This window comes from Oceanimonas sp. AH20CE76 (genome assembly GCF_039654065.1).
GTDB lineage: Bacteria > Pseudomonadota > Gammaproteobacteria > Enterobacterales > Aeromonadaceae > Oceanimonas > Oceanimonas smirnovii.
The window spans coordinates 2,020,874-2,046,941 of the sequence record NZ_CP155481.1; the positions used below are offsets into that span (position 1 = coordinate 2,020,874).

Consider the following 26,068-nt stretch of genomic DNA (forward strand, 5'->3'; position numbering starts at 1 on the left):
TGAATATGTGTTCCGGCCGAAGCCGGCTTTGAAAAGTAGGGCCATTTTGCGCTGGCTTCGTTATAGTTGCCAATAAATGTTACATAACACTCATATAGATAATACTCCATGAATGTTCGTCATCTGACCTTTCGCCTGCTGCAGGTGTATGTGACAGTGGTGCGGCTGGGTTCGGTATCCCGGGCTGCCGCCGAGCTGCATCTGACCCAGCCCACCGTGTCCCAGCAGCTTAAACGGCTGGCCGAAGCCGTGGGTGAGCCCCTGCTGGATACCAGAATGAAACCCACTTTTATCGGCACCGAGCTGTATCATGCGGCACTGGAGTCACTGTCGCGCTTTGAAGATTTTGGCGGTTTTCTGCAGGACGCCCGCCAGGGTACCCGTGGCAGCTTCAGCATTGGCGTGGTGACCACCGCCAAATACATATTGCCCCGGCTGCTGGGGCCCTTTAACCGCCAGTTTCCGGGAGTGGAAGTGTCCATCAGCGTGGGCAACCGGGGTTATATTCTGGAGCGTCACCGCTATCAGCAGGACGATCTTTATCTGTTCAGCCACCCGCCCAGTGGTGAGCACACCCTCAGCAGTCGCTTTATTCACAACCCGCTGGTGCTGATCACACCGCCGGATCACTGGGCGGTCAAACAACCGCCGGCAAACTTCGCCGAACTGCTTCATGAACGTTTTTTATTGCGTGAGCCGGGCAGTGCCACCCGGCTGGTGTTTGAAGAATGGCTGCGCAAGCGTAATTTGCAGCTGAAGCGGGTGATGCAGGTAGAAAGCAACGAAGTCATTCGCATGAGTGTGGAGCAGGGCCTGGGGCTGGCGGTGCTGTCGGAGCATACGCTGGAAGGTGAGCACCGGCTGGGCCGCCCCGCCCTGCCGGAATTTCCGCTCTCCAGCCACTGGTATCTGGTGTGCCATGGCAACCGCCGCCTGCCCTACGCCGCCGCCAATTTTGTGCGTTTTATCAACGACCACCTGGCCGCCTGTGTCAAGGAAAGCTACATAGACAAGGATCTGGCCGCCCTGCTTGGGCATATTAATAAGCCGGGAAATAAACCATGAATGCGGCGTTCAAGTAAGCGCGTCGAGCCGCCATCCGGCTCTGCTTGTTTCCAGCATGCTGCCCTGTGGCCCCCGTCCCTGCTCGGTGATGGTTACCCGGCTACGTTCAACCTGCAGCACCGTCTGGGCCCGGGTACCGTAGTCGTCACCGGTGATAAATATCGACGACAGCCGCCGCTCAAGCTCAAAGGGAATGCCGGTGTCGGGCAGGCGGCCATCGGGTGCCTGAGTAGCGTCGCTCAGCAGCGCCAGTGGTGCTTTTTCGTCCTTGTGATCAAGGGCTGCCAGCCCGCGCTTCAGCCGCAGCGTCTTGGGCCAGGGAGTATTGAGCAGGCCATTGGACAAGCCGTATATTCCCGGGTCAAGAGCATAAGCCGGTGCGCCGGTCCGGTTGCCGCCATAATAGAGTTCGCCCTTCAATACATCCCCTGCCAGCAGGTTAAAGCCGGCATAATCATGCCCGTGTTGCAGCATTTGCTGCATATACTCGGCCGGCCCCTGCTGACCGGTAAGAAAACCGGTCACCAGCTCACCCCGGCTGCGTTTTCCGGCCCGAGGCGCACCTTCACGGACATTGGTAAGGGCGGCAAAGCGGCCGGCACGGGTGATGCCAAGCCAGGTACCACCAGCCTGCAGATCCCGCCCGGCCCAAAGGTAAGGCTGGTCCGGCCACCAGCGGGCCGGCTCGGTGGGGCGGGCATAAAACTCATCCCGGTTGGCCAGCAGTAACAAACGGCCCTCGGCCGGTTGCCAGTTAAAGGCGATCAAACACAAAACGGCGTTCCTTCTTGATGTTCACGGGCCCGTCACCATGCCAGTGTCAGGGTGCGTCTTCACGCACTCGCCAGAAGCTGGCAAAGCGGGGCAAGCCGGTGGCGGTTTCGCCCCGGTAACGATAAGTCACCGTGCTGCCCAAAGCCGGCGGATTGCGTCTTTGCTCATCACTGAACCCGGTGCCCAGCTTGAAGCGACGGCCATCGTCGGTTTCCACCAATAAAGCACCCATCATGCCGGTATATTTTCCCTGTCCGGGCAGATAGGCCAGCACTGTGGCCTCGGCATCCTGAAACTGCTTTAATTTCAGCAGGTTCTGATTACGGCCGGCGGTATAAAGCGCCTGACGATGATGCAGCATCAGGCCTTCTCCGCCCTGGGCGTTAATCTCATCCAGCAAAGCGGCCAACGCAGCGGCATCGCTCACCCGCTGTTGGGTGACCCACTGCAGCCAGGGCACATTCAGGGAAGCAATCTGCTGCTTAAGTTGTTCTGAGCGCTGCTCAAACGGTCTCTTGCTGTCAGGGGTGTCAAATACCATAAAACGGATCCGACGCCATTCCTCATCTTGCGGTTCAAACCGGCGTACCGCCGCCGACAACTCGGCAAACCGGCCCCGCCCCAGCCAGAGCTCGCCGTCCAGCGGCGTATCGGGAAAACCTTCAATAAACCACCCGGGCACCGCAAAAACGTTGCCGGCCCGGGACATTAACTCACGGCCATTCCAGTATGCCCGCACCCCATCCAGTTTTTCGCTGACCAGAAAATCCGCCGGGTTATAGTGCGGCGCATACTCAGATGCCAGCTGCAGCGGCGGTGCGTCCGCCAGTGCCGACAAGGCCGGCGTCAGCCACAACAAAGACAGGAACAGCGATTCGGGTTTCATCACAATCTCCTTAATAGCCCACTCACAATGTGTGCGGCAAAGTCTAGCCGCTGGGCAACAAAGCAGATTATTTATCCTGATCGGGCACCACATTTACGGGTCGTGAGGCCAGCAAGCCACAGACAAGCTGTACACACTGCAGCACCATCATGAGTACCAGTGCCGTTTGCCAGCCGCCTTCCCAGTCCCGCATAAGCCCCAGCGCTGCCGGGCCGGTAGCCGCCAGCAAATAACCAATGCTCTGAGCCATGGCCGACAGCGCCGTGGCCTGAGCGGTATTGGTGGCACGCAGCACAAAAAACGACAGCGCCAGACTCAGGGCACCGCCACAGCCGATGCCGATCAGCGAGGCCCACAGCAGAGGGGCGGTAGCAGGCTGCCACCAAAGGCCGGCAATGCCGGTAAAGGAAGCCAGAAAAATACCCAGCACCAGAGTACGCTGATTAGCCATGCGCGCCGCCATTATCGGCACCAGAAAATTGAATGGAATGCTCACCAGATTAATCAGGGCGGTGGCTGTGCCCGCATCATGGGCAGTCAGGCCGCTTTCCAGCAGAATTTTCGGCAGCCAGGTGGCCATGGAATAAAAATAAAACGACTGCAGCCCCATATAAAAGGTAATGGCCCAGGCAATTTTGCTGCGCCACAGGCTGACTTTTAGCGGATTGGCAGGCTTGCCAACGCCTTTTACCTTCACCATGGGCAGCCAGAACAAGATGCACAGCACCGGCAGCAGCGCCCACAGTGCCACCGGATAGTGCCAGTGGCCAAAACGCTCCAGCAGCGGCACTGCCAGATACACTCCCAGTCCGGCCCCGGCGCTCAGGGTGACCGAATAAAGCCCCGTCATCAGCCCCACCTTGCGGGGGAAAAAGGCTTTTACCAGACCGGGGATCAGCACATTCAGCAGGGCAATCGCCGCTCCCAGTAACAGAGTGCCCAGCAGCACTACTGGGTAGTTATTTACCAGTCTCAGCAAAACGCCCAGACTGATAATCAGCAGGCCGCCGATGGCCAGGGTCTGGGGAGCCCAGCGCCGTGACAAGGCCGGCACACACAGGGAAATAATACCAAAGCAGATCAGTGGCAGCGTGGTCAGCAAACTGAAGGCGCTGGCGCTGATGTTGAGCCCTTCACGAATCTGCTCTACCAGCGGTCCCACCACCACCAGGCCGCCACGCAGATTGGCGGCAGCCAGCAGCAGAGCAATTACCGCCAGGGCAGCAACAAAAGGACGCCCGTAAAAAGGGTCGTCCGACACGGAAGGAGCACTCATTATTGTTATACCTTATTGATGATTAACGACCCATGGTAAAAGTGATAAGGCCTGGGCTCAAGCCATTAAAATTACTGGCTTATGTGACCACAGCACTCCGTTTTTATACGGCAACCAGTTACCATTCATTGAAAAGCACCTGACTGGATTAAATGATGCTGGATCCCAAAGACATTACCGCTGTTATTCTGGCCGGTGGCCGGGGCCTGCGCATGCAGGGAGCCGATAAGGGGCTGCTGACATTGTGGGGGCAACCGCTGGTCTGCCATTTACTGGCGCGGCTGAAGCCACAAACCGGACAGGTAATGATCAACGCCAATCGCAACCTGGCGCAATATCGCGAGCTGGCAACCGTTATTCCCGACAGTGAACTGTCTTATGCCGGTCCGCTTGCCGGCTTTCAGGCCGGACTGGCTCACGCTCCCAGCGAGTGGGTACTGTTTGTACCCTGCGACAGCCCGCTGATCCCGGATTGCCTGGCCACCCGCCTGTGTGCCGCCGTGCACCGCCATGATGATATTGCCGTAGTGGATGACGGCACTCAGCTGCATGCGGCTACTGCGCTCATTCATCAGTCGCTGCTGCCTTCCCTGTGCAACTATCTGGATGGCGGCGATCGTAAGCTACAGCTCTGGTTTGAGCAGCACCGGCTGGTACCGGTGGACTTTAGTGACATGCCCGAAGCCTTTTATAACCTCAATACTCCCGACGCACTGCAGGCGCTGGAAGCCAGCAAAGCCCCATAAAAAATGCCGGCAGCGGCCGGCATCTGAGCGGCAAGTTGGCGTTTTTAACGGCCGAAGTAGCGCACAAACTGGGCCGGATCGCGCTCGGGCAGCCGGCGTACTTCCACTTCCGGCGTGCCCAGATAGAGAAAGCCCACTATCTGATCCTGCTCTTCAAGACCCAGATCACGGTGAACACCGCGATCAAAGGCAAACCAGCCGGTGCGCCAGATGCCGTTAAAACCCATGCTCTGGGCCGCCATCTGCATGGCCATCAGGGCACAGCCGGCAGACAGCTCCTGCTCAAGACGCGGCACCTTGCCGTGCTCTTTCACCTTGGCCACCACAGTGATCACCATGGGCGCACGCAAGGGAGCATGGCGGGCCTTGTCGATGGCATCTTCACTTTCGCCCTGAGCTTTGGCAGCAGCGGCCAGCACATCACCCAGAGCGTTGCGCTGCTCGCCTTCAAACACAATAAATTCCCAGGGGGTCAGCCCGGCATGATCCGGTGCCCGCAGGCCGGCACGAAACAGGGTATTGAGCTGCTCACCGGCGGGGGCCGGCGCAATCAGACGAGGGTTGGAATGGCGGTTCAGTAACAGTTCCTGTGCGTCCATGATGTTCTCCTGTATTCAGACCGCGCTACCATAACAGCCCGAAGGCCGGTCATAAAGGCTATATGCGCAGTGCCAGCGCTGTGCCCTGACGAATGGCGCGCTCGGCATCCAGCTCGGCAGCCACATGGGCTCCACCAATGACATGTACCGGCTTGCCGGTCTGCTCAAGGGCGGCGTTCAGGCTTTGCTCGGGCTCCTGGCCAGCACAAATCACCACCTGATCCACCGGCAGGCATTCTGCTGTGCCATTGCGCTCTATATGCAGCCCCTGATCGTCAATGCGGGTGTAAGTGACACCGCCCCAAAGATGCACACCATGGTGGCGCAACCCGGCCTTGTGGATCCAGCCGGTAGTTTTGCCCTGCCCTCGCCCCGGCTCCTGGGGCTTGCGCTGCAACAGCCACACCTGCCGCCCGGGCTCGGGCGTATGCGCCGGCATCAGGCCACCGGGCTGACGATATTGGCGATCAATGCCCCACTCCTGTAACCAGTCATTCAGGCTTGGCTCAGGCTCGGCCACCAGAAAATGGGCCAGATCCACGCCTATGCCGCCGGCACCGATAATGGCCACATTGCGTCCGGGCATCACCTCACCGCTTAATATCTGGATGTAGCTGACCACGCTCGGGTGCTGAATGCCCTCAAGTTTCGGCCACCTGGGCCGGACACCGGTGGCCAGAATCACCTCGTCAAAGTCCGCCAGCATGGGCACTTCAGCCCGAGTATTCAGCCGAAGGGTCACACCGGTTTGCTGCAATCTATGGGTAAAATAGCGCAGCGTCTCGGTAAACTCGCTTTTGCCGGGAATGCGCCGGGCATAATTAAACTGACCGCCAATCACGCCGCTTTGCTCGAACAGCGTGACGATATGGCCCCGCTCGGCAGCGGTGCAGGCAAAGGCCAGGCCGGCGGGTCCGGCCCCCACCACCGCCAGCTTTTTGGCATGCTTGGCAGGAGTGACCGTCAGCTCGGTTTCATAACAGGCAAAGGGATTGACCAGACAACTGGCACGCTTACCATTAAATACGCGATCCAGACAGGCCTGATTACAGGCAATGCAGGTATTGATGCGCTCCGGCATGCCGGCGGCGGCTTTGGCCACAAAACGCGCATCAGCCAGAAAGGGCCGGGCCATACAGATCAGATCGGCCTGGCCGCTGGCCAGAATCTGCTCCGCCACCTCAGGCGTATTAATGCGGTTGGTGGCCACCACCGGTATGGTCAGCTGCTGTTTGATGCGTTCGGTAATCCAGCTGAAGGCCCCTCTGGGCACACAGGTAGCAATGGTGGGAATGTGTGCCTCATGCCAGCCGATGCCGGTATTGATAAGGGTAACGCCGGCCTGCTCCAGCGCTTGTCCAAGGGCAATTACCTCTTCCAGGCTGGAGCCCTGCTCCACCAGATCCAGCATGGACAGCCGAAAGATAATAATAAAGTTTTGTCCCGCCCGGGCCCGGACAGCACGGACTATGTCCAGCGCCAGTCTGTGGCGGTTGGCGGCACTGCCGCCCCAGGCATCGGTTCTTTTATTGGTGCGTGAACACAGAAACTGATTAATGAGATAGCCTTCCGAGCCCATGATTTCCACGCCGTCGTATCCTGCCTGCTTTGCCAGGCTTGCTGTATCAGCAAAGTCGGCAATGCAACGGCGAATGCGGCGCTCACTCATGGCACTGGCAGAGAACCGGCTGATCGGGGATTTACCTGCCGAGGGTGCCTCGGCAAAAGGATGAAAGGCATAGCGGCCCGCATGCAATATCTGCAGAGCAATTTTGCTGCCCGCCTCATGCACGGCTGTGGTGAGCTTGCGATGACGGGCCAGCTGCCAGCAAAAACTCAGCTGGGCCGCATTGGGTGCCAGCCGGCCGCGAACGCTGGGGGCGATGCCGCCGGTAATAATCAGTCCCACACCGCCCTCGGCCCGCGCACGGTAAAAGGCCACCAGCTTGTCAACGCCGCCGCGTTCTTCTTCCAGACCAGTATGCATGGATCCCATGATCACGCGGTTTTTCAGAGTAGTAAAACCCAGATCCAGAGCAGACAACAAATGAGGATAGGCAGGCATAAACTCTCTCGGTAATCAAAGGAAAGGCCTGATTAAATTAGAAGATGCCAGCACAAATTTCAAACACGTGTTTAACTCATTTTTTCGTGAAGTTGTCTTCGTTTACCATCGCTGACCGTGGCATTGTGACCATGCTGCCGCCATAATGGACTAATTCGACCCTCTTGTTTAAGGCGCTGTTTATGTGGTCTGCCATTAAATGGATATTTCGCACTCTGGGCCGAGTGCTGAGCATCTTTCGCTCTCTGATCGTCAACCTGTTTTTTTTATTGGGGCTGTTGGGTTTCTTCGTAATATTTTTTGGCGAAAAAGAGGCACCGGTGCTGCCCTCCAGTGCTGCGCTGACACTGGAAATAAACGGCCCTGTGCTGGAGCAGGATATTCAAAGCAGTCCGCGCCGCCTGTTCAACAAATGGCTGGCCGGCGACAGCGCTCCCCCGCCGCTGACTCTGGAGCAAATCAAGCAGGCACTTGCTGCAGCCCGCCACGATGACAGCATCAAGGCGGTCGTGCTCAGACTACAGAACATGACAGAGTCAAGTTTGACCAAACTGGATGAAATCGGCGCTGCTCTGGAAAGCTTTAAAACGTCAGGCAAGCCGGTCTACGCCATTGGCGATTATTACACTCAGGGCCAGTATTACCTGGCGGCTCATGCCGATGAGATCTGGCTGAACCCCGCCGGTGCCGTCACCATTCAGGGGCTGGGCGTATACCGGCTGCATTACAAATCATCCTTTGAGCGTTTTGATATTACGCCCCATGTGTTCAGAGTGGGCACTTACAAGTCGTTTGTGGAGCCCTATCTGCGCGATGACATGTCCGCTGAGAGCCGGGAAGACGCACTGCGCTGGCTGGGCCAGCTGTGGCAGCATTATCAGGATAATGTGAGCACACTGCGTAATATTCCTGCTGATCATATCAGCCCGGGCAAGGAGTTGCTGCTAAGCCGCTTTCGGGCAGTAGGTGGTGATCCGGCCCAGTATGCACTGGAACAGGGACTGGTAGATAAACTGGCTACTCGTCATGACATGCTGGTGGAAGTGAGTAAGATAGCCGGCTGGGATCATGCCGCCGGCACCTATCAAAGCGTGGGTGTAAGCCGCTATCTGACCTACGCTGCTAACGAGCAAAGCACGGCTCCCGCCATTGGTCTGATTACCGCCAGTGGTGCCATTATGGGCGGAGAGCCGGCACCTAATACCATCAATGATGAACAGCTGTCCCGCCTGATTGACCGCGCCCGCCGTGACAATGAGCTGAATGCACTGGTACTTCGCATCGACAGCCCCGGCGGCAGTGCCTTTGCCGCCGAGCAGATCCGCGCTGCCTTGCTGCGCTTCAAGGAAAGCGGCAAGCCGCTGGTGGTGTCCATGGGCAGCACAGCCGCCTCGGGAGGCTACTGGATTGCCGCCGACGCCGATAAAATCTATGCCGCCCCCACCACCCTCACCGGCTCCATTGGCGTATTTGGTCTGTTTCTTACCTTTGAAGACGCGCTGGAAAAGCTGGGCCTGAATACCGATGGTGTGGGCACTACCGACTTTGTCGGTGCCGGCCTGACCACCGGCCTGCCCGAGCATGCCCAGGAGCTGATCCAGCTGGGTGTAGAGCACACCTACGATCAATTTGTCACCCTGGTGTCAAAAGGACGTGAACTTGAGCCCAAGCAGGTGGAAGCCGCCGCTCAGGGCCATGTATGGACCGGCAGTGATGCTCAGGCCCTGGGGCTGGTCGATGAGCTGGGGTATCTTGATGATGCCCTGGCCGGCGCCGCCGAGCTGGCTGGCTTGGGTGAATACCGGATAAAACCGGTACAACTGCCCCGCTCTCCTAAAGAGCTGCTGATGGCTCAGCTGCTGGACTCCAGACTGGATGCACAGGCGCTGCTTCAGACCGCTCTGCCCGAGGTACTACGACCGGCGGCTGAGCAACTGAATAACGAGCTGAATACCCTGAGCCAGTTTAACGATATCCGTGGCCAGTATGTGCTGTGTGTTGAGTGTCAGGAGTTTTAATGAGCCGCAAAAAAATCTATATCGCCTACACCGGCGGCACCATCGGCATGCAGAAATCCGCCAGAGGCTATGTGCCCCTGGCAGGTTTTATGACCAACACGCTGGCAGCCACGCCCGAGCTGCACCGGCCGGAAATGCCGGCGTATCACATCAGTGAATATGATCCGCTGATGGATTCGTCTGACATGACCCCTGCCGACTGGCAGCACATTGCCGATGATATTCGTGCCCACTACGACGATTACGACGGCTTTGTGGTGCTGCACGGCACCGATACCATGGCGTTTACCGCCTCGGCGCTGTCGTTCATGCTGGAAGATCTGGACAAGCCGGTGATCGTCACCGGCTCACAAATTCCGCTGGTGGAGCTGCGCTCCGACGGTCGCAACAATCTGCTTAATGCACTTTATATTGCCGCCGAGTTTCCCATTCGTGAGGTGGGGCTGTTCTTTAATAACCGGCTGTACCGGGGCAACCGGGCCAGCAAGGTACACGCCGACGGCTTTAACGCCTTTGACTCCCCCAACTTCCCGCCCCTGCTCAATGCCGGCATTCATATCAGCCTTGAGGCCGGCAAGCTCAGCCAGCCCAGCGGCAAGCCGCTCACTGTCAGTGCCATTACGCCTCAGCCCATTGGTGTGGTCACCCTGTATCCGGGGATCAGCCCGGAAGTGATTGGCAACCTGCTGCGCCAGCCGGTAAAAGCCCTGCTGCTGCTGTCTTACGGCGTGGGTAATGCTCCCCAGAGCACAGCCATGCTGGAGCTGCTGAGTGAAGCGTCGGCACGGGGAGTGATCATTGTGAACCTCACGCAATGCCGCCGCGGCTCGGTCAACATGGAAGGCTATGCGCCCGGTAAGGCACTGGCTAACGCCGGTGTGCTGTCGGGCTATGACATGACCACGGAAGCCGCTCTGACCAAACTGCATTATCTGCTGAGCAAAAATCTGCCGGCTGATGAAGTGCGCCGGCTGATGGGGCAAAGCCTCAGGGGCGAGCTGACGGCACCCGCCGGCTGACCCGGGCCTGAAACGTAAAAAACCCGCCGAAGCGGGTTTTTTTAGGTTTTAAATCATTTAAAAATGATTACAGAACCTGAATCTGAGAAGCCTGAGGACCCTTGGCACCCTCAGCCGGGGTGTAGGATACCTGCTGACCTTCGGCCAGGGTTTTAAAGCCGGTGCCAACGATTTCGGAGAAATGGGCAAACAGATCTTTGCCGCCGTCAGCGGGAGTGATGAAACCAAAACCTTTGGACTCGTTGAACCATTTTACAGTGCCAGTAGCCATGTATACTTTCCTTTTAAAACATATGAATGGGCAAATGCCCGGAACCGCAATAAATCAAATAAGGAAGCGTGGTGACTATGGAGCCGTAAGGACCAACAAAGTACTGATGCTGCGCTGACTTGAGAATCTTGCTGAGGTGCACTCTACGGTAGTGGAGGCATGGCGTCAAACACTATCGACAAATAAGTTGAATGTTTTTTGTACAGCACTAAAAAAGGCACCCGAAGGTGCCTTTTGACTTCAAGTGACCCCGGCTTATTTGCCGCTGGCCACCCGGGCATGCATTTCCTGTACGGAAATGACTGACTCGGTAGCGTCGTGCTCCATGGCCATCACGGTGGCAAAACCACCATTCAGGGTCGTGGTGTAAGACAGCTTCTGCGCCAGCGCGCCGCGGCGCAGCTGACGGGAGTCTTCAATAGCCTGACGACCTTCCGCGGTGTTAATAATGTAGGTGTACTCATTGTTCTTGATGCGATCAAGAATATGCGGACGACCTTCATGCACCTTGTTCACCAGACGCGGATTGATATTGGCTTCACCCAATACCACGGCGGTGCCGTGGGTGGCATCAATCTGATAACCGGCAGCAATCAGGCTGGCGGCCAGGTCAACCACCCGCTGCTTGTCGCTGTGACGCACGGACAGCAGCGCACGGCCTTCCTTCGGTACGGCCTTGCCGGCACCCAGGTGCGCCTTGCCAAAGGCTTCAGCAAAGGTTTCACCCACGCCCATCACCTCACCGGTAGAGCGCATTTCCGGGCCCAGCAGCGGGTCAACGCCGGGAAACTTGTTGAACGGCAGTACCACTTCCTTCACGGAGTAGTAAGGCGGAATAATTTCCTCGGTAATACCCTGCTCAGCCAAAGACTTGCCGGCCATGGCACGGGCCGCCACTTTAGCCAGGGGCACACCGGTGGCCTTGGACACAAAGGGTACGGTACGGGCAGCTCGGGGGTTAACCTCGATGAGATAAATATCATTACCCTTGACCGCAAACTGCACGTTCATCAAACCGACTACGCCCAGCTCCAGCGCCAGTTTGCGTACCTGCTCGCGCATTTCATCCTGAATGGACTGGCTCAGGGTGTAGGGCGGCAGAGAACAACCGGAGTCACCGGAGTGAACGCCGGCCTGCTCAATGTGCTCCATAATACCGCCAATCACCACGTCTTTGCCGTCACAGATGGCATCCACGTCCACTTCGGTGGCGTCGTCCAGGAAGCGGTCCAGCAGTACCGGAGACTCGTTGGATACACTGACCGCTTCATTGAAGTAACGGCGCAGATCCTGCTCGTCATAGACGATTTCCATGGCACGGCCACCCAGCACATAGGACGGGCGCACCACCAGCGGATAACCGATATCCACAGCCAGACTCACGGCCTGATCCAGTGCAGTCACGGTGGCATTCTGGGGCTGTTTGAGGCCCAGACGATCCACCGCCTGCTGGAAGCGCTCGCGGTCTTCAGCGCGGTCAATGGCGTCTGGGCTGGTGCCGATAATAGGCACACCGGCCGCTTCCAGAGCGCGTGCCAGTTTCAGCGGAGTCTGACCGCCGTACTGCACGATCACGCCCTTGGGCTGCTCGACCCGTACGATTTCCAGCACGTCTTCCAAGGTCACCGGCTCAAAATAGAGACGGTCGGAGGTGTCGTAGTCGGTGGAGACGGTCTCGGGGTTACAGTTGACCATAATGGTCTCGTAACCGTCTTCACGCAGTGCCAACGAGGCGTGCACACAGCAATAGTCGAACTCGATACCCTGACCAATACGGTTGGGGCCGCCACCCAGTACGATAATTTTGTCTTTATCGGACGGATTGGCCTCGCACTCTTCGTCGTAGCTGGAGTACATATAGGCGGTGTTGGTGGCAAACTCGGCGGCACAGGTATCCACCCGCTTGTACACCGGGAAGATTTCATGACGGTGACGCAGCTTGCGCACTTCGCCTTCCGCCACGCCCAGCAGCTTGCCCAGACGCGCGTCGGCAAAGCCCTTGCGCTTCAGCGCCCGCAGCAGCTCGGGAGTAAGACCGGCCATACCGGCATCCTTCACCTGCTCTTCCAGCTTCACCAGCTCTTCAATCTGCACCAGGAACCAGCGGTCAACGTTGGTCAGCTTGAACACGCCGTCCACGCTCATGCCGGCACGGAAAGCATCGGCGATGTACCAGATACGCTCGGCACCCGGATCCTGCAGCTCGTGGCGAATGCGCGCCAAGCTTTCCGGATCGTTCAGGTCAACAATGGGATCAAAGCCGTTCATGCCGGTTTCCAGGCCGCGCAGGGCTTTCTGCACTGACTCCTGGAAGTTGCGGCCGATGGCCATGACTTCACCCACCGACTTCATTTGTGTGGTCAGGCGATCGTTGGTACCGGCAAACTTTTCAAAGTTAAAGCGCGGAACCTTGGTCACCACATAATCGATGGCCGGCTCAAAGGATGCCGGAGTGCGGCCGCCGGTGATGTCGTTCTGCAGCTCGTCCAGGGTGTAACCGACAGCCAGCTTGGCGGCAATTTTGGCGATGGGAAAACCGGTGGCCTTGGAGGCCAGCGCCGAAGAGCGGGACACACGGGGGTTCATCTCGATGATGACCATGCGGCCGTCTTTGGGGTTCACACCAAACTGCACGTTGGAACCGCCGGTTTCCACACCAATTTCACGCAGCACCGCCATGGAGGCGTTGCGCATCAGCTGGTATTCCTTGTCGGTCAGGGTCTGGGCCGGCGCCACTGTGATGGAGTCACCGGTGTGCACACCCATGGCGTCGAAGTTTTCAATGGCACAGACGATGATGCAGTTATCATTGCGATCCCGCACCACTTCCATCTCGTACTCTTTCCAGCCGATCAGGGATTCGTCGATCAGCAGCTCGTTGGTGGGCGACAGGTCCAGACCGCGAGTACAAATTTCTTCAAATTCTTCCCGGTTGTAGGCAATACCGCCACCGGTGCCGCCCATGGTGAAGCTGGGGCGAATGATACAGGGGAAACCCACCTGATCCAGCACGCCGTAGGCTTCGTCCATATTATGGGCAATGCCGGCACGGGGGCATTCCAGGCCGATGCTCTTCATCGCCTTGTCAAAGCGGTAGCGGTCTTCAGCCTTGTCGATGGCGTCGGCGGTAGCACCGATCATTTCCACGCCGAACTCTTTCAGCACGCCGTGCTTTTCCAGCTCCAGCGCACAGTTCAGTGCGGTCTGGCCACCCATGGTGGGCAGCACCGCATCCGGCCGCTCCTTCTCGATGATTTTGCGCACTACCTGCCAGTCGATGGGCTCGATATAAGTGGCATCGGCCATCTCCGGATCGGTCATGATGGTGGCCGGGTTGGAGTTGACCAGAATGACGCGATAACCTTCTTCGCGCAGGGCCTTGCAGGCCTGGGCACCGGAGTAGTCGAATTCACAGGCCTGGCCGATCACGATGGGGCCGGCACCCAGGATCAGAATGCTCTGTATGTCTGTACGTTTTGGCATGTCTCTACCCTACTCCTTATGCGCGGTATTTCTTGATCAGTTCGATAAAATGATCGAACAGGTTGGCGGCCTCGTGCGGGCCCGGACTGGCTTCCGGGTGTCCCTGAAAAGAGAACGCCGGCTTGTCGGTGCGATGCATGCCCTGCAGGGTGCCGTCAAACAGCGACACATGGGTGGCGCGCAGGTTCTCGGGCAGGGTGTCGCCGTCTACCGCAAAGCCGTGGTTCTGTGAGGTGATCATCACCACATCACGATCCAGATCCTTCACCGGGTGGTTGGCACCGTGATGGCCGTGTCCCATTTTCATGGTTTTGGCACCACTGGCCAGACCCAGCAGCTGGTGACCCAGGCAGATGCCGAATACCGGAATCTCGGTCTCGAGGAAGGTTTTGATGGCCTCAATGGCATAGTCGCAGGGCTCGGGGTCGCCGGGACCGTTGGACAGAAAGATGCCGTCCGGATCCATGGCCAGCACCTCGGAGGCCGGCGTGTTGGCAGGCACCACGGTCAGACGACAGCCGCGGTCTACCAGCATGCGCAAAATGTTGCGCTTGGCACCAAAATCATAGGCCACTACATGGTAAGGCAGCTCGGCGTCGGTGGGCTGGCTGTGGCCCTGACCCAGCTCCCAGCTGCCTTCACGCCATTCATAGGCGGCGGCAGTGGTCACTTCTTTAGCCAAATCCATGCCTTTGAGGCCCGGAAAGCCTTTGGCTTCAGCCAGCGCCTTGCTTTCATCCAGGTTGCTGCCGGCTACAATGCAGCCGGCCATGGAGCCTTTTTCACGCAAAATACGAGTCAGCTTACGCGTATCGATATCGGCAATACCCACTATGTTGTGAGCCTTGAGATAGTCGGACAGGGTGTGCTGGTTACGAAAGTTGGAAGCGATAATGGGAAGATCGCGAATAATCAGACCCTGAGCCTGAATCCGGTCGGATTCTTCATCTTCGGCGTTAGTGCCGGTATTGCCTATATGGGGATAAGTGAGCGTTACGATTTGGCGTGCGTAGGACGGATCGGTAAGGACTTCCTGGTATCCCGTCATTGACGTGTTAAATACCACCTCACCAACGGAACATCCGTCGGCGCCAATGGCTGTACCGTGGAAGACCGAGCCATCTTCCAATACGAGCAGCGCTGAGTGATTCAAGACAACCTCCAAGTTAATTCTTATAAATCAACAATTTACCTGGCTGTCCCGAGGTACAGACAAAAAATTTACTGCATCTCGGCTAATACTGGGCAAATTCTGTGTATTTTATCTGTACCAGCGGTTTTCGACAAACTTTTTTGTGAACCAAAACACTGAAAGTCGAAAAAACCGCCTGTTCCAGCATAAAAAATCAGAATAGCAGCATAAAAAGAAAGGAGAAAACCGCCAAAGTAGAATAAATGACACCTTGGTACAGGCAACCAGAAAAATGTCTTGTTTTACTCAAAAGAAAAAACAAAACACAATAAAAACAAAAACTTATAAAAACACAAATAAAATAAGCATCCCGCTTTCATGCGCAGAACGCTGGCGGAATGCTTTTTCATGGCAATATTGCTGCTTATTTAATCCCTAACACATCCTGCATATCAAAGATGCCTGCTGGCTGGACGGCAATCCAGGCCGCAGCACGCACGGCACCATTGGCAAAGGTCAGCCGGTTGGACGCCTTGTGGGTGATCTCGACTCGCTCACCAATGTCGGCAAACAGGGCGGTATGCTCGCCGACCACATCACCGGCACGAATGGTGGCAAAGCCAATGGTGTTTGGATCCCGCTCACCGGTAATGCCTTCCCGGCCGTATACAGCACATTCTTTCAGATCCCGCCCCAGTGTATCGGCAATCACTTCACCCATGCTCAGCGCCGTACCGGACGGTGCATCCACCTTATGACGATGGTGCGCTTCAATAATTTCAATATCGGTATAGTCACCCATGACCTTTGCTGCCTGCTCCAGCAGCTTGAACACCAGGTTTACGCCTACACTGTAGTTGGACGCGATGACCATGGCAGTATCAGCGGCGGCGGCCTGAATCTCGGCTTTCTGCTCATCGGTAAAGCCGGTGGTGCCGATGACCAGACGCTTGCCGTGAGCCTGCGCCAAGGAAATATTGGCAAGGGTCGCTTCAGGGCGGGTAAAGTCGATAATCACATCCACGTTATCGATCACATCGGCCAGGCTGGCGGTCACCGGTACATTAAGCCGGCCCACATTGGCCAGCTCGCCGGCATCGGCGCCCAGCACACTGGAGCCGGCATGCTCAATGGCCGCGGTCAGCACCACACCCTCGGTGTTGGTAACGGACTCAACCAGTACCTTTCCCATACGTCCGTTACAGCCGGCAATGGCAATGCGAACCGGATTGCTCATGTTGTATTCCCTTTATTCATTAACAGTAATGTGATGGTTATGCAGTTTGCCAGAATGCGCCTCGCTTGCAAATTCCGCCGGGCCAAAAAGCGCCCATAAAAAAACCGGCGGCTGCCGGTTTTTTCAGACTGTCTGAAATCAGGCGATTTCAAGCAGCTCAACTTCAAATACCAGGGTGGAGCACGGTGGGATAGAGCCGGCACCCTGCTCGCCGTAGGCCAGGTGATGAGGAACGAACAGCTTCCACTTGGAGCCAACCGGCATCAGCTGCAGTGCTTCTACCCAGCCCTTGATCACGCCATTTACCGGGAACTGAGCCGGTTCACCGCGCAGTACGGAACTGTCAAATACAGAGCCATCCGTAAAGGTACCGTGATAGTGCACACGCACAGTATCGGTTTCGGCAGGCTTGGCACCGTTACCGGCAGTCAGTACTTCGTACTGCAGGCCGGACTCGGTCTGCTGCACTTCGTCACGGGCGGCATTGGCGGTCAGGAAAGCGGTTTCTTCTTCCTTGGCCTTGGCAGACTGAGCCGCCTGCTCGGTTTTCATGCGCTCGGTGATCACACCAAAGGCGGCATTGATGTCTTCCCGGGACACGGCAAATTCTTCACCGTTGAGGGAGTCGGCCAGACCTTGTTGTACGGCGGCAATGTTCAGCCCTTCAAACGGCTGCTGGGCCAGCTGATCACCGATCTGACGGCCGATGCCATAGCTGGCTTTCTGTTCTACTGTCTCGTAAGACGACATGGAATTCCCTCTGTGTTTGAGTGCAAAGATGCCATGCTAACAAATTACACCAGTGAGCTGAACGCCCAATCGGGTTGCCTGGCCAATAATGCCGCACCCCGGACGCCACCTGCCCCGCCGAACACGGGTCCATAAACCGGTGGCGCTTGCATACCGGTCATCAGGCTGGCAGGCAGGCGCGAAGCCAGGGCCTGATACAAAGCCGGGGTTTCACTGATGCCACCGCCAAGCACAATGGCATCGGGGTCAAGCTGCGTGATCAGGGTTCCCAGTCCGGAAGACAGTATATCCAGATAGACGTTCATGCAGGTGGTTGCTCTGGCATCCCCTTCAAGCCAGGAGTCCATCAACTGCTGGCCTGTTTGCTCGCTGCCTGTATATTGCGCCAGCCGGGCCAGACCAGTACCGGAAACATAGGTTTCCAGACAGGCAATACGGCCGCAGCCACAGGCATAAAGAGGCAGTCCGGGATAACGGGCCAGCACATCGGCCCCCACAGGTCCGTGGCCAAATTCACCACAGCCGAAACGGCGTCCGCTGATCAGGCAGCCTTTATGGATAAGCGCGCCACCTACTCCGGTCCCAAGGGTCAGACCCAGCGCCAGTTCTTTTCCAGCCACGGCACCACCGTGATACTCCGAGAGCAAAAAGCAGTTGGCATCATTGTTGCCGTAAACGGGCCGTTCCAGCCGCAGCCGCAGATCACCAAGCAGATTACGGCCATGAATAGCGGGTACGTTGGGTGCCAGTACAGCCCCCTTTTCATTTTGAATACCGGGAAACCCAAACCCAACCGGCATTTTGGCACCAAAATGACTGTCAGCCCGCTGGATCTGCTCAGTGATCAGTGCCAAAAAGGCGTCATAATCGTCTTTTGGCGTGGCATGCACCTCGGCAAGCTGCGGGTGAAGCTTGTCATCATAGGCAGCGAAAGCAATTTTTGTACCACCGATATCAAAACCGTAGATCATCAGCGGTCACACGCCGGCTGCTTGCCCTGTGCCCGGGCCTGCATATAAAGCGTGCGGGCTTCCGGCAGCAGGCCCGACAACCCCTGTATACGGGTGCCATGGGCAGGATGAGTAGAAAGTAATTCCGGCGGCTGATTACCGGATTCAGCAGCAGCCATGTTGCGCCACAGGGCAATGGCCTGCTCCGGATCAAACCCTGCCTGAGCCATTAACTGTAAGCCCAGTTTGTCTGCTTCAGCTTCCTGCTCTCGACCATAAGGTAACAGGTAACCTACCTGCACTCCCAGACCCAGCGCAGCCATGGCCGACTCTCTTACACCAGACTGACCCAGGGCAGCATCGGCGGCAGTCAACCCGATGCTGGCAAGCTGAGTGCGTGACACGCGCTCGTTGCTGTGCCGGGCAAGTACGTGAGCAATCTCGTGCCCGATAACAGCGGCAAGCTGATCCTGGCTATTGGCAACCTTAAGCAGACCGGTATAGACACCGATATTCCCGCCCGGCAGTGCAAAGGCATTAATTTGTTCGGAATCAAATAACACCACTTCCCACTGATTAGCGCCGGGTAGCGTGGCGGTCAGCTGGCTGGTCACGCACTGCACATAACGATTAAGACCGCGATCAGTGCTGATACGCTCCTGCTCCTTGAGCTGGGTGAACGACTGCTCACCCAGCTGTTGCATGTCGTTTTCGGAAAATAGCAGCACCTGGCTGCGGCCGGTAGGAGACTGAGTGCAGGCTGTTAATGCACCCAGTACGAAAGCCAGAATCATTACTCGCACCGCTTTACCCTCAACTATGCCAAAATTTCATTTTTTAGCATAACTGCCGGCTTACACAAGCGGTAAACAGACTCGAACGCATTATTTTGACGAAAACGCTGCCGTCCGCTTCATTGCGTCAGAAGGTGTCATCACTCCGGGCCAATCTGACCTGCTTCAGGCACAGTGGTGCCAGCCAGCAGCCAAAGAGTATATTTGTGCAGCTCCGGATGTTGTGCCAGCGCCACCAGAAAGGCACCGCCGACTTCCCGATACCCCAGCTCATAATTCTTTAGGGTCGTGGGCGGAACCTGCAGCAACTCGGCAAACTTGGGCCGGCTGAGCCCCATGGCTTCGCGTATTTTACGGATTTTTTGTCCGACCAGACTGGTATCAGGATTCATAATCTTGCTACTCCTCATTATGCAGATTACGACACAAGGTTGTGTTCACCCTTTAGTTTAACACTGCTGAACAGACTCGTTATGAACTGAGTGAAATTTATTCAACAAAAAAACTGGCACAACAGCGTTTAAGACAAACCATTACCCTGATACCAACTTTTAACGCAGCTGATATCAGACTTATTACCCCAAACTGGGGCATTATTGAGCACGCATACCTTGTTAGAACCTGTTAAACACGCTAATCTGGTTTCGCGTGGGTATGCTGATAACACCTATAACACGCATCACATATGCGAATTAAAGAATATTATGTCAGCAACCATTTAAAACTCATTTGAATGAGGAATAAAAAATGAAAAAGACAGTGGCTCCTACAGTTCTGGCAGTGGCTCTTGCCGCTGGTTTGTCCACCAATGTAATGGCAAACGACTGGTACATCGGTGGTGGTGCAGGTTTGGCAAACTTTGAAGACATTCAGGACAACCTGCCTGCCGTCAAAGACGAAACCGGCTCCATCAATGCTTTTGCAGGTTATAACTTTAACCAGTACTTTGGTGCTGAAGCAGGCTATACCCTGTTCAACGGTGGTGCGACCCGTACCCACAACGCCAACATTTCTGCTATTGGCCGTTATCCGCTGAGTCCCAAGCTTTCCGTATTTGGTGAAGCTGGTGCCTGGGGCTGGCGCTCCGTTCGCGCTATCAACCACGATGGCATTTCTCCCATGGCTGGTCTGGGTGTAACTTACCAGGTGACTGATCTGGTTGATGTACAGGCTCGCTATCGTCGTATCGAAAATGTTGGTGACCTCGCTGACAACGGTTACGAAAGTGACGTGAACAACTTCATGGTTGAGTTTGTTCTGCACCCTAACCGTCGCAAAGCCGCCCCGGCACCTGCTCCGGTAGCTCCGCAGCCTCAGCCTGAAGTGACTTACGAAACCCGTACTGTGACTGCAGACGGCTCTGTTTACTTTGCTTTTGACAGTTCAGCTCTGTCTGCTGACTCCCGTGCCACTCTGGACGAAGTTGCGGCCTTTGCTGCCCAGAATCCGGACTATCAGATTGAACTGGCCGGCTATGCTGACCGTCTGGGCAGCGCCGAATACAACCGCAAGCTGTCTGAGCGCCGTGCGCTGGCCGCCAAGGAATATCTGGTAAACCAGGGCGTAGCTGCACAAAACATTCAGACCGCCTGGTACGGTGAAGAGCTGGCTCAGGGCGTAACTGATGCCGAGCGTCAGCGCGACCGTCGTGTAGATGCCAAAGGCCAGGCCAGCATCCAGGTTGAAATCGTTGAATAACACAGCCTGTTACTACCTGTGAAAAAACGGCCCTGAGGGGCCGTTTTTGTTTTCTCACTGGCAGGCATAATCTGGCATACTTGCTGTTTATCTTCACCTGGAGCAGTCCTGATGCAATGTTACTGTGACAGCAAACTTACTTTTGCCGACTGCTGCCAGCCTTTTCTGGCAGGCAGGCTGGCAGCTCCAACGCCTCTGGCGCTGATGCGCTCACGCTACAGCGCCTACCGGCTGGGACAAGGTGACTATCTGGTCAGTACCTGGCACCCGGATACACTGGGTAAACTGGATGCCACTGCCCTTGCCGACTCAGGGCTGAATACCGACTGGCTCGGCCTCACAATTGTTTTTGCCAGAGGCACAAATAAAGACCACGAGGGCGAGGTGGAGTTTAAAGTACGTTACCGTGAAAACGGACGTGTAGTACTGCTGCATGAGCGCTCTCTTTTTGTGCGACTGAACCAGAATTGGGTATATCACTCCGGCGTGCATAACCCGCCCAAAGCCGGCCCTAACCTGCCCTGCCCCTGTGGCAGCGGAAAAAAGTACAAGCACTGCTGCAGCCGCCGTTATTAAGGCTTAATCAACAACAAGAAGACACTGATGGAACGTAAAATTCTGCTGAGTCACTGCCCGGACGCCCGGGGACTTATCTCTAAAATTACTAATATTTGTTATAAGCATCAGCTTAACATTGTACGTAATGCTGAGTTTGTGGATCACGATAACGGCCACTTCTTTATGCGTACCGAGCTGGAAGGCCGCTTTAATGATGTTACTCTGCTGGCAGATCTGAACGAAGCCCTGCCGGAAGGCGGCCAAAATCGTCTGGTACCTGCAGGCAGCAAACGGGTCGTGATACTGGTAACCAGGGAAGCCCATTGTCTGGGTGATATTCTGATGAAACACTTCAGTGGTGCCATGAATATCGACATAGTAGCGGTGGCCGGCAACTATGACACCCTGCAGTCACTGACCGAAAAGTTTGATATTCCTTACCACACTGTGTCTCACGAGGGTCTTAACCGCGCTGAGCACGAGCGTCTGCTGACCGAGGTGATAGACAGCTACGATCCCGACTATGTGGTGCTGGCCAAGTATATGCGCATCCTTAGCCCGGAGTTCGTGGCTCGTTACAACAAGCGCATCATTAATATTCACCACTCTTTTCTTCCCGCCTTTATCGGTGCTAGCCCTTATCGTCAGGCCTATGAGCGGGGTGTAAAGATGATTGGCGCCACCGCCCATTTCGTCACCGACGATCTGGACGAAGGCCCGATTATCGAGCAGGACGTGACTCACGTCAGTCACGCATATTCTGCCGAAGACATGGCAAGAGCCGGCCGGGATGTGGAGAAATCAGTATTGAGCCGGGCACTCAACCTGGTGCTGGAAGAAAGAGTATTCGTCTACGGTAACCGTACTGTGGTGTTTAAATAACCCCCTTCGGGGGAGCTGTAATCCCCCTTGGGGAGCTGTAAGCCGTAAGCTGTCAGCTATAAGTGACGGTGCTTGATGGCTCACAGCTGTGTTTGTAAATGCCTGGCTGACAGCTTAAAGCTGGCCGCTTACAGCTATATTATTTGTGGCTTTTCTCAAAGGCGGCCTTTTGCTCTGGGGTCGCTTCCTGCTGGTATTTATCCTTCCACTCACTGTAGGGCATGCCGTATATCTGCTCACGGGCCTGATCGTAGTTCATCTCTACTCCCCGCGCTTCGGCGGCGGCCAGATACCATTTACTCAGGCAGTTGCGACAAAAACCGGCCAGGTTCATCAGATCGATATTCTGCACATCCTTACGCTTGTCCAGATGCGTTATCAGGGCACGAAAAGCAGCAGCTTCAAGTTCGGTCTGAGTTTGCTTGTCCATCGTCTTCTCCATTTGCTGTTGAAGTGTCATTATAACGGCTAGTAAGACAAACCTCATGAGGCAACGCCATGAAACGCAGTCACTTTTTCGCCCAAATGGCACGAATGAAGCTGATCCAGCGCTGGCCGCTGATGCGCAACACGGTTCCCGAGAACGTGGCTGAGCACAGTCTGCAGGTGGCCATGGTCGCTCATGCTCTGGTGATAATTAAAAATACTCTGTTTAATGGCAAGCTCGATCCCGGCACTGCCGTCATGCGCGCGCTTTATCACGATGCCAGCGAAGTGCTGACCGGCGATTTACCCACGCCGGTAAAGTATTTCAACCAGGACATTGCCAGTGCCTACAAGGCCATAGAGCAGAATGCCGAACAAACCCTGCTCACCATGCTGCCTGCCGAGCTGCGTACTGCCTATGAGTCCTTGGTATCTGGTCACGTAACAGACGACTACAGCCCGCTGGTCAAATCTGCCGATATTCTCTGCGCCTATCTCAAATGCGAGGAAGAGCTGTCGGCGGGAAACCGGGAGTTTGCCAAGGCACGGGAGCGCCTCACCGCCATGCTGGATGCCCGCATGAATGACGAAATCCGCTACTTTCTCGACGTATTCGTACCCAGCTTTTCCCTGTCCCTGGATGAAATCTCCACGCCGGGGTTTTGAGTAAAAACGTGAGGAGTGAGGAGTTGATGTTTTTTCTCCTCATATAGCGGCTTTGCGTTCAATCCATAGAGTTACTTCGCCGACCCTGAAGCCCCATTTGGTCATTTCAGCCCGGTTAATCAGGCGGTTTTCATCCAGCAGATACATCCAGTCGTTGAAGTTGATATTCCACACCTTACCGTCTACGGGCACCGCCAGGGTATAACGCCAGTTCAGGGCATAACCTTCAGTTCGTCCTTCCGCCGGTGTTACCACATCACCGGCGGTGCCGGTATAGCGGCCGTCGGGGTGTTTTTCCAGATACCAGACCCGACGTTGCTGCTCACCGTCGTCATAGAAAAAGTCTTCTTCAAGCACGCCTTTGTTACCTTCCCAGCTGGCCACCATGTCCACCTTGAAACGCCGCAATACCTGGCCGAATCTGTCCTGAACCATACCGTAAGCGACCAGTTCACCGGTGAAGAACCGGTCCAGCTCCAGGGCAGGCGTGGTGCCGGTATAGTCTTCAATCTTGCTGCTGCAAGAGCTCAATAAGGGCAGCAGTGCCAGTAATATCAGCAATATTTTCATCTCAGCCTCCTTTCAGCTGTCGGGTAAGTTGCGGATCGCGGCTGTCGGCAGACAGCCAGATAGCCAGAAACGCCGGAGCAAACGCCGGATCATCTATGCTGCCCAGCAGACGCCAGTTGAAGTAAAACCGGCTTACGCCATCTTCATCCACCCGCAATACCAACTCGTCATTGGTGCGTACCGAGGGCCAGAGTTGCTCCAGCTGACGGGGCCACTCCTGTTTCCAGCTCACTCCCAGTCGCTGCCATTCTTCCACGGTAGCGGTCAGCAGATCCTGCTTGTCGATATTGCGCTGATAGCGAAGTGACAGCGCCTGCGGATAACCATCGGGCTGATAACGGCCGTTTTCGCTGTAAAACCGGGCCTGATACAGGTCCCAGAACAGCCAGCTCATTTTTCCCTGTCCTACCAGAGTAAGATCGGAAACCGGGCTGGCAAACACAGGGGCCGCCAGTAACAGCAGTAAAAAACAAAGCTTTTTCATGATTTACCTCTCGCGTAATCGCTGATCCAGCTTTACCAGCAGGGGCAGCAAACCTGACCAGATCAGCGCCAAGATCAGCACTGAAGGCCAGAAACCAAGGGGCAGCGCCACCGCCTGCAGCTGCCAGCCGGCAATATAGGACGTCGCTCCTGCTCCGGCACCGGTCAGCGCCAGCAACGGCCAGGAAAAACGGCGCAGCCATACCAGGCTGTGTCCCAGTGTCAGCACAAAGCCCACCCATAACAGCCCGAGCCAAAGCGGCCAGTGACTGAATTCAAACACACCTGCAAGAGTCAGCAGGCCATCCACGGCCATTCCCAGCACAGCCAGCAACAGCACTCGAATGTCGGCAGCACGGCTCGGAGTAAATGCAAAATGTACCAGCACCAGCATGGCAGTCAGCCAGGCCCAGGGGTTCTGCCCCGCCACCGCCAGCAGCCAGAAACCCTCAAAAGCTAATAGCTGAGTCCATTGCCATTTCGACATGCTCGTGCTCCCGGTTTGGCGGCTTCAAAGTGAGCCAGACCTATGGTGCCTTCCAGAAAACCGCCTTCACAATAGGCAAAATAAAAGGCCCACAAGCGCTGAAAGTCAGCGTTATAACCCAGCCTTGTCAGCTCCGGGCCGGCCTGACGAAACCGCTCAGCCCAAATACGCAGCGTTTCAGCATAGTGCCAGCCGTAATCATGCAGCCGCACCAGCGTCATATCGGTCTGCTCCCGAAGGTGGCGGGACATTTCACTGACCGAAGGCAGGCAGCCACCGGGAAAGATATAGCGCTGAATAAAGTCCACACTTTTACGATATTGCTGGTAACGCTGATCGGCAATGGTAATGGCCTGAATAAGCAGCCGGCCGTCAGGCTTCAGCAAGCGGTTCAGCATGCGAAAGTATTCGGGCAAATATTCATGGCCTACCGCTTCGATCATTTCTACCGATACCAGCTTGTCATACTGACCGGTCAGCTCGCGGTAGTCCTTCAGTAACAAAGTGACTTTATTCTGCAACCCTTCACGCTGAATGCGCGCCTCGGCATGTTCATACTGTGCCTGAGACAAGGTAGTGGTGGTCACCCGACAGCCGTAGTGACGGGCAGCGTAACAGGCAAGGCCGCCCCAGCCGGTACCAATTTCCAGCAGATGATCTTCCGGCTTAAGCTCAAGGCGCGAGCAAATCAGTCTGAGTTTATGCTCCTGAGCCAGCTCCAGACTGCTGTTTTCCCGGGGAAATACCGCCGAGGAATACTGCATGTAGGGGTCTAAAAACCGCTCATACATGTCATTACCAAGGTCGTAATGGGCGGCAATATTGGCCCGGCTGCCTGCCTTTGAGTTACGGTTACGTCTGTGAGTAAGCCGGTACCAGGGCCAGGTTATCCAGCCAAGCCGGCGTTCCAGCTTATCCATAATGTCGGTATTACGGGCAAATAAACGAATAAGGCCGGTCAAATCCGGACTGTGCCAGCCGGCCTCCACCCAGGACTCAGCAGCGCCTATGCTGCCGCCTGTCATCAGCCGGCGATAAAAGCGTGGATCCCGAATTCTGATTTCTGCCTGCAGTGATGCACTGGCCTCACCAAAAAAGAAGCGATCATCACCATCAAGCACGGTCAGGCCGGCGTCTTTCAGACCGGTAAGCAAGGAAAAAGCCAGACTGCGGGCCCAGCGGTCCAGGCGGCGGGGAGCAGCCAGTGTCAGGGTTGTTTCCATCTTGGCGTCC

General features: G+C 56.1%; 26 protein-coding genes. 8 read left to right on the forward strand and 18 right to left on the reverse strand.

The annotated features are described in order from the left end of the window. The first annotated feature begins 108 nt into the window (after positions 1-108). A complete protein-coding gene (locus N2M06_RS09785) occupies positions 109-1,065 on the forward strand; it encodes a LysR family transcriptional regulator (RefSeq protein WP_019934909.1) in 957 nt (318 codons plus the stop codon). A gap of 9 nt (positions 1,066-1,074) precedes the next feature. Here the strand turns inward: N2M06_RS09785 and N2M06_RS09790 are convergent, their stop codons facing one another. The 3 genes from N2M06_RS09790 to N2M06_RS09800 all read right to left on the reverse strand — a co-directional run bounded on the left by N2M06_RS09790 (position 1,075) and on the right by N2M06_RS09800 (position 4,001). Next, complete coding sequence (locus tag N2M06_RS09790; RefSeq protein WP_317074835.1) at positions 1,075-1,839, reverse strand: NRDE family protein; 765 nt, start codon at positions 1,837-1,839, stop codon at positions 1,075-1,077. 46 nt (positions 1,840-1,885) lie between these two features. Beyond that, on the reverse strand, positions 1,886-2,725 hold the full coding sequence (locus N2M06_RS09795) for a DNA ligase (protein ID WP_346350664.1): 840 nt from the start codon (positions 2,723-2,725) through the stop codon (positions 1,886-1,888). A 67-nt stretch (positions 2,726-2,792) separates the two neighbouring features. Further along, the gene (locus tag N2M06_RS09800) at positions 2,793-4,001 is read right to left on the reverse strand and encodes an MFS transporter (protein ID WP_019934912.1); all 1,209 of its coding nucleotides are present in this window, start codon (positions 3,999-4,001) and stop codon (positions 2,793-2,795) included. Positions 4,002-4,156: 155 nt separating this feature from the next. Here N2M06_RS09800 and mobA point away from each other — a divergent pair, with 155 nt between their 5' ends. Beyond that, positions 4,157-4,747, forward strand: coding sequence for a molybdenum cofactor guanylyltransferase MobA (mobA, locus tag N2M06_RS09805; RefSeq protein WP_346352174.1), 591 nt, complete (start codon positions 4,157-4,159; stop codon positions 4,745-4,747). Positions 4,748-4,791: 44 nt separating this feature from the next. On the opposite strand, the gene N2M06_RS09810 is transcribed toward mobA, so the two are convergent. Both N2M06_RS09810 and N2M06_RS09815 read right to left on the reverse strand, forming a co-directional pair. After that, positions 4,792-5,346, reverse strand: coding sequence for an NAD(P)H nitroreductase (locus N2M06_RS09810; protein WP_019934914.1), 555 nt, complete (start codon positions 5,344-5,346; stop codon positions 4,792-4,794). A gap of 58 nt (positions 5,347-5,404) precedes the next feature. Further along, the gene (locus N2M06_RS09815) at positions 5,405-7,411 is read right to left on the reverse strand and encodes an NADPH-dependent 2,4-dienoyl-CoA reductase (RefSeq protein ID WP_346350665.1); all 2,007 of its coding nucleotides are present in this window, start codon (positions 7,409-7,411) and stop codon (positions 5,405-5,407) included. Between the two features lie 182 nt (positions 7,412-7,593). On the opposite strand from N2M06_RS09815, the gene sppA reads away from it, so the two are divergent. Then, positions 7,594-9,429 (forward strand): signal peptide peptidase SppA, encoded by a 1,836-nt coding sequence (sppA, locus tag N2M06_RS09820; protein ID WP_346350666.1) that lies wholly within the window; start codon positions 7,594-7,596, stop codon positions 9,427-9,429. Further along, the gene (gene ansA, locus N2M06_RS09825; RefSeq protein ID WP_346350667.1) at positions 9,429-10,448 is read left to right on the forward strand and encodes an asparaginase; all 1,020 of its coding nucleotides are present in this window, start codon (positions 9,429-9,431) and stop codon (positions 10,446-10,448) included. Before sppA ends, ansA begins: the two co-directional genes overlap by 1 nt. Positions 10,449-10,515: 67 nt before the next feature. Here the strand turns inward: ansA and N2M06_RS09830 are convergent, their stop codons facing one another. The 8 genes from N2M06_RS09830 to N2M06_RS09865 form a co-directional block, all read right to left on the reverse strand. Beyond that, on the reverse strand, positions 10,516-10,719 hold the full coding sequence (locus tag N2M06_RS09830; RefSeq protein ID WP_317074830.1) for a cold-shock protein: 204 nt from the start codon (positions 10,717-10,719) through the stop codon (positions 10,516-10,518). A 255-nt stretch (positions 10,720-10,974) separates the two neighbouring features. Further along, complete coding sequence (gene carB / locus N2M06_RS09835; RefSeq protein ID WP_346350668.1) at positions 10,975-14,202, reverse strand: carbamoyl-phosphate synthase large subunit; 3,228 nt, start codon at positions 14,200-14,202, stop codon at positions 10,975-10,977. A 16-nt stretch (positions 14,203-14,218) separates the two neighbouring features. Beyond that, positions 14,219-15,355, reverse strand: a complete 1,137-nt coding sequence (gene carA, locus N2M06_RS09840) for a glutamine-hydrolyzing carbamoyl-phosphate synthase small subunit (protein ID WP_346350669.1) — start codon at positions 15,353-15,355, stop codon at positions 14,219-14,221. Positions 15,356-15,758: 403 nt separating this feature from the next. Next, positions 15,759-16,571 (reverse strand): 4-hydroxy-tetrahydrodipicolinate reductase, encoded by an 813-nt coding sequence (gene dapB, locus N2M06_RS09845; RefSeq protein ID WP_346350670.1) that lies wholly within the window; start codon positions 16,569-16,571, stop codon positions 15,759-15,761. Positions 16,572-16,709: 138 nt separating this feature from the next. Beyond that, the gene (locus N2M06_RS09850) at positions 16,710-17,321 is read right to left on the reverse strand and encodes an FKBP-type peptidyl-prolyl cis-trans isomerase (RefSeq protein ID WP_346350671.1); all 612 of its coding nucleotides are present in this window, start codon (positions 17,319-17,321) and stop codon (positions 16,710-16,712) included. A gap of 44 nt (positions 17,322-17,365) precedes the next feature. After that, the gene (locus tag N2M06_RS09855; RefSeq protein WP_346350672.1) at positions 17,366-18,292 is read right to left on the reverse strand and encodes an ROK family protein; all 927 of its coding nucleotides are present in this window, start codon (positions 18,290-18,292) and stop codon (positions 17,366-17,368) included. Next, positions 18,292-19,065, reverse strand: a complete 774-nt coding sequence (locus N2M06_RS09860) for a M48 family metallopeptidase (RefSeq protein ID WP_346350673.1) — start codon at positions 19,063-19,065, stop codon at positions 18,292-18,294. The genes N2M06_RS09855 and N2M06_RS09860 overlap by 1 nt, the downstream gene beginning before the upstream one ends. A gap of 140 nt (positions 19,066-19,205) precedes the next feature. Continuing rightward, the gene (locus N2M06_RS09865; protein WP_019934925.1) at positions 19,206-19,457 is read right to left on the reverse strand and encodes a helix-turn-helix transcriptional regulator; all 252 of its coding nucleotides are present in this window, start codon (positions 19,455-19,457) and stop codon (positions 19,206-19,208) included. 355 nt (positions 19,458-19,812) lie between these two features. Here N2M06_RS09865 and N2M06_RS09870 point away from each other — a divergent pair, with 355 nt between their 5' ends. The 3 genes from N2M06_RS09870 (at position 19,813) to purU (ending at position 22,203) form a co-directional block, all read left to right on the forward strand. After that, positions 19,813-20,763: an OmpA family protein gene (locus N2M06_RS09870; RefSeq protein WP_019934926.1), complete on the forward strand. Its 951-nt coding sequence runs from the start codon at positions 19,813-19,815 to the stop codon at positions 20,761-20,763. A gap of 111 nt (positions 20,764-20,874) precedes the next feature. Continuing rightward, on the forward strand, positions 20,875-21,339 hold the full coding sequence (locus N2M06_RS09875) for a YchJ family protein (protein WP_317074823.1): 465 nt from the start codon (positions 20,875-20,877) through the stop codon (positions 21,337-21,339). Positions 21,340-21,366: 27 nt separating this feature from the next. Continuing rightward, positions 21,367-22,203, forward strand: coding sequence for a formyltetrahydrofolate deformylase (purU, locus tag N2M06_RS09880; protein WP_019934928.1), 837 nt, complete (start codon positions 21,367-21,369; stop codon positions 22,201-22,203). 139 nt (positions 22,204-22,342) lie between these two features. Here purU and N2M06_RS09885 read toward each other — a convergent pair whose 3' ends face one another. Further along, the gene (locus tag N2M06_RS09885) at positions 22,343-22,633 is read right to left on the reverse strand and encodes a DUF1244 domain-containing protein (RefSeq protein ID WP_346350674.1); all 291 of its coding nucleotides are present in this window, start codon (positions 22,631-22,633) and stop codon (positions 22,343-22,345) included. Positions 22,634-22,701: 68 nt separating this feature from the next. On the opposite strand from N2M06_RS09885, the gene yfbR reads away from it, so the two are divergent. Then, positions 22,702-23,295: a 5'-deoxynucleotidase gene (gene yfbR / locus N2M06_RS09890; RefSeq protein ID WP_346350675.1), complete on the forward strand. Its 594-nt coding sequence runs from the start codon at positions 22,702-22,704 to the stop codon at positions 23,293-23,295. A gap of 39 nt (positions 23,296-23,334) precedes the next feature. On the opposite strand, the gene N2M06_RS09895 is transcribed toward yfbR, so the two are convergent. The 4 genes from N2M06_RS09895 to N2M06_RS09910 are packed head-to-tail and all read right to left on the reverse strand — an operon-like array spanning position 23,335 to position 26,058. Further along, the gene (locus N2M06_RS09895; protein WP_346350676.1) at positions 23,335-23,865 is read right to left on the reverse strand and encodes a DUF3833 domain-containing protein; all 531 of its coding nucleotides are present in this window, start codon (positions 23,863-23,865) and stop codon (positions 23,335-23,337) included. Position 23,866: 1 nt separating this feature from the next. Next, a complete protein-coding gene (locus tag N2M06_RS09900) occupies positions 23,867-24,349 on the reverse strand; it encodes a chalcone isomerase family protein (RefSeq protein ID WP_019934932.1) in 483 nt (160 codons plus the stop codon). 3 nt (positions 24,350-24,352) lie between these two features. Further along, a complete protein-coding gene (locus N2M06_RS09905) occupies positions 24,353-24,835 on the reverse strand; it encodes a DUF2878 domain-containing protein (RefSeq protein WP_019934933.1) in 483 nt (160 codons plus the stop codon). After that, the gene (locus tag N2M06_RS09910; RefSeq protein ID WP_346350677.1) at positions 24,805-26,058 is read right to left on the reverse strand and encodes a cyclopropane-fatty-acyl-phospholipid synthase family protein; all 1,254 of its coding nucleotides are present in this window, start codon (positions 26,056-26,058) and stop codon (positions 24,805-24,807) included. Before N2M06_RS09910 ends, N2M06_RS09905 begins: the two co-directional genes overlap by 31 nt. Positions 26,059-26,068 lie beyond the last annotated feature (10 nt).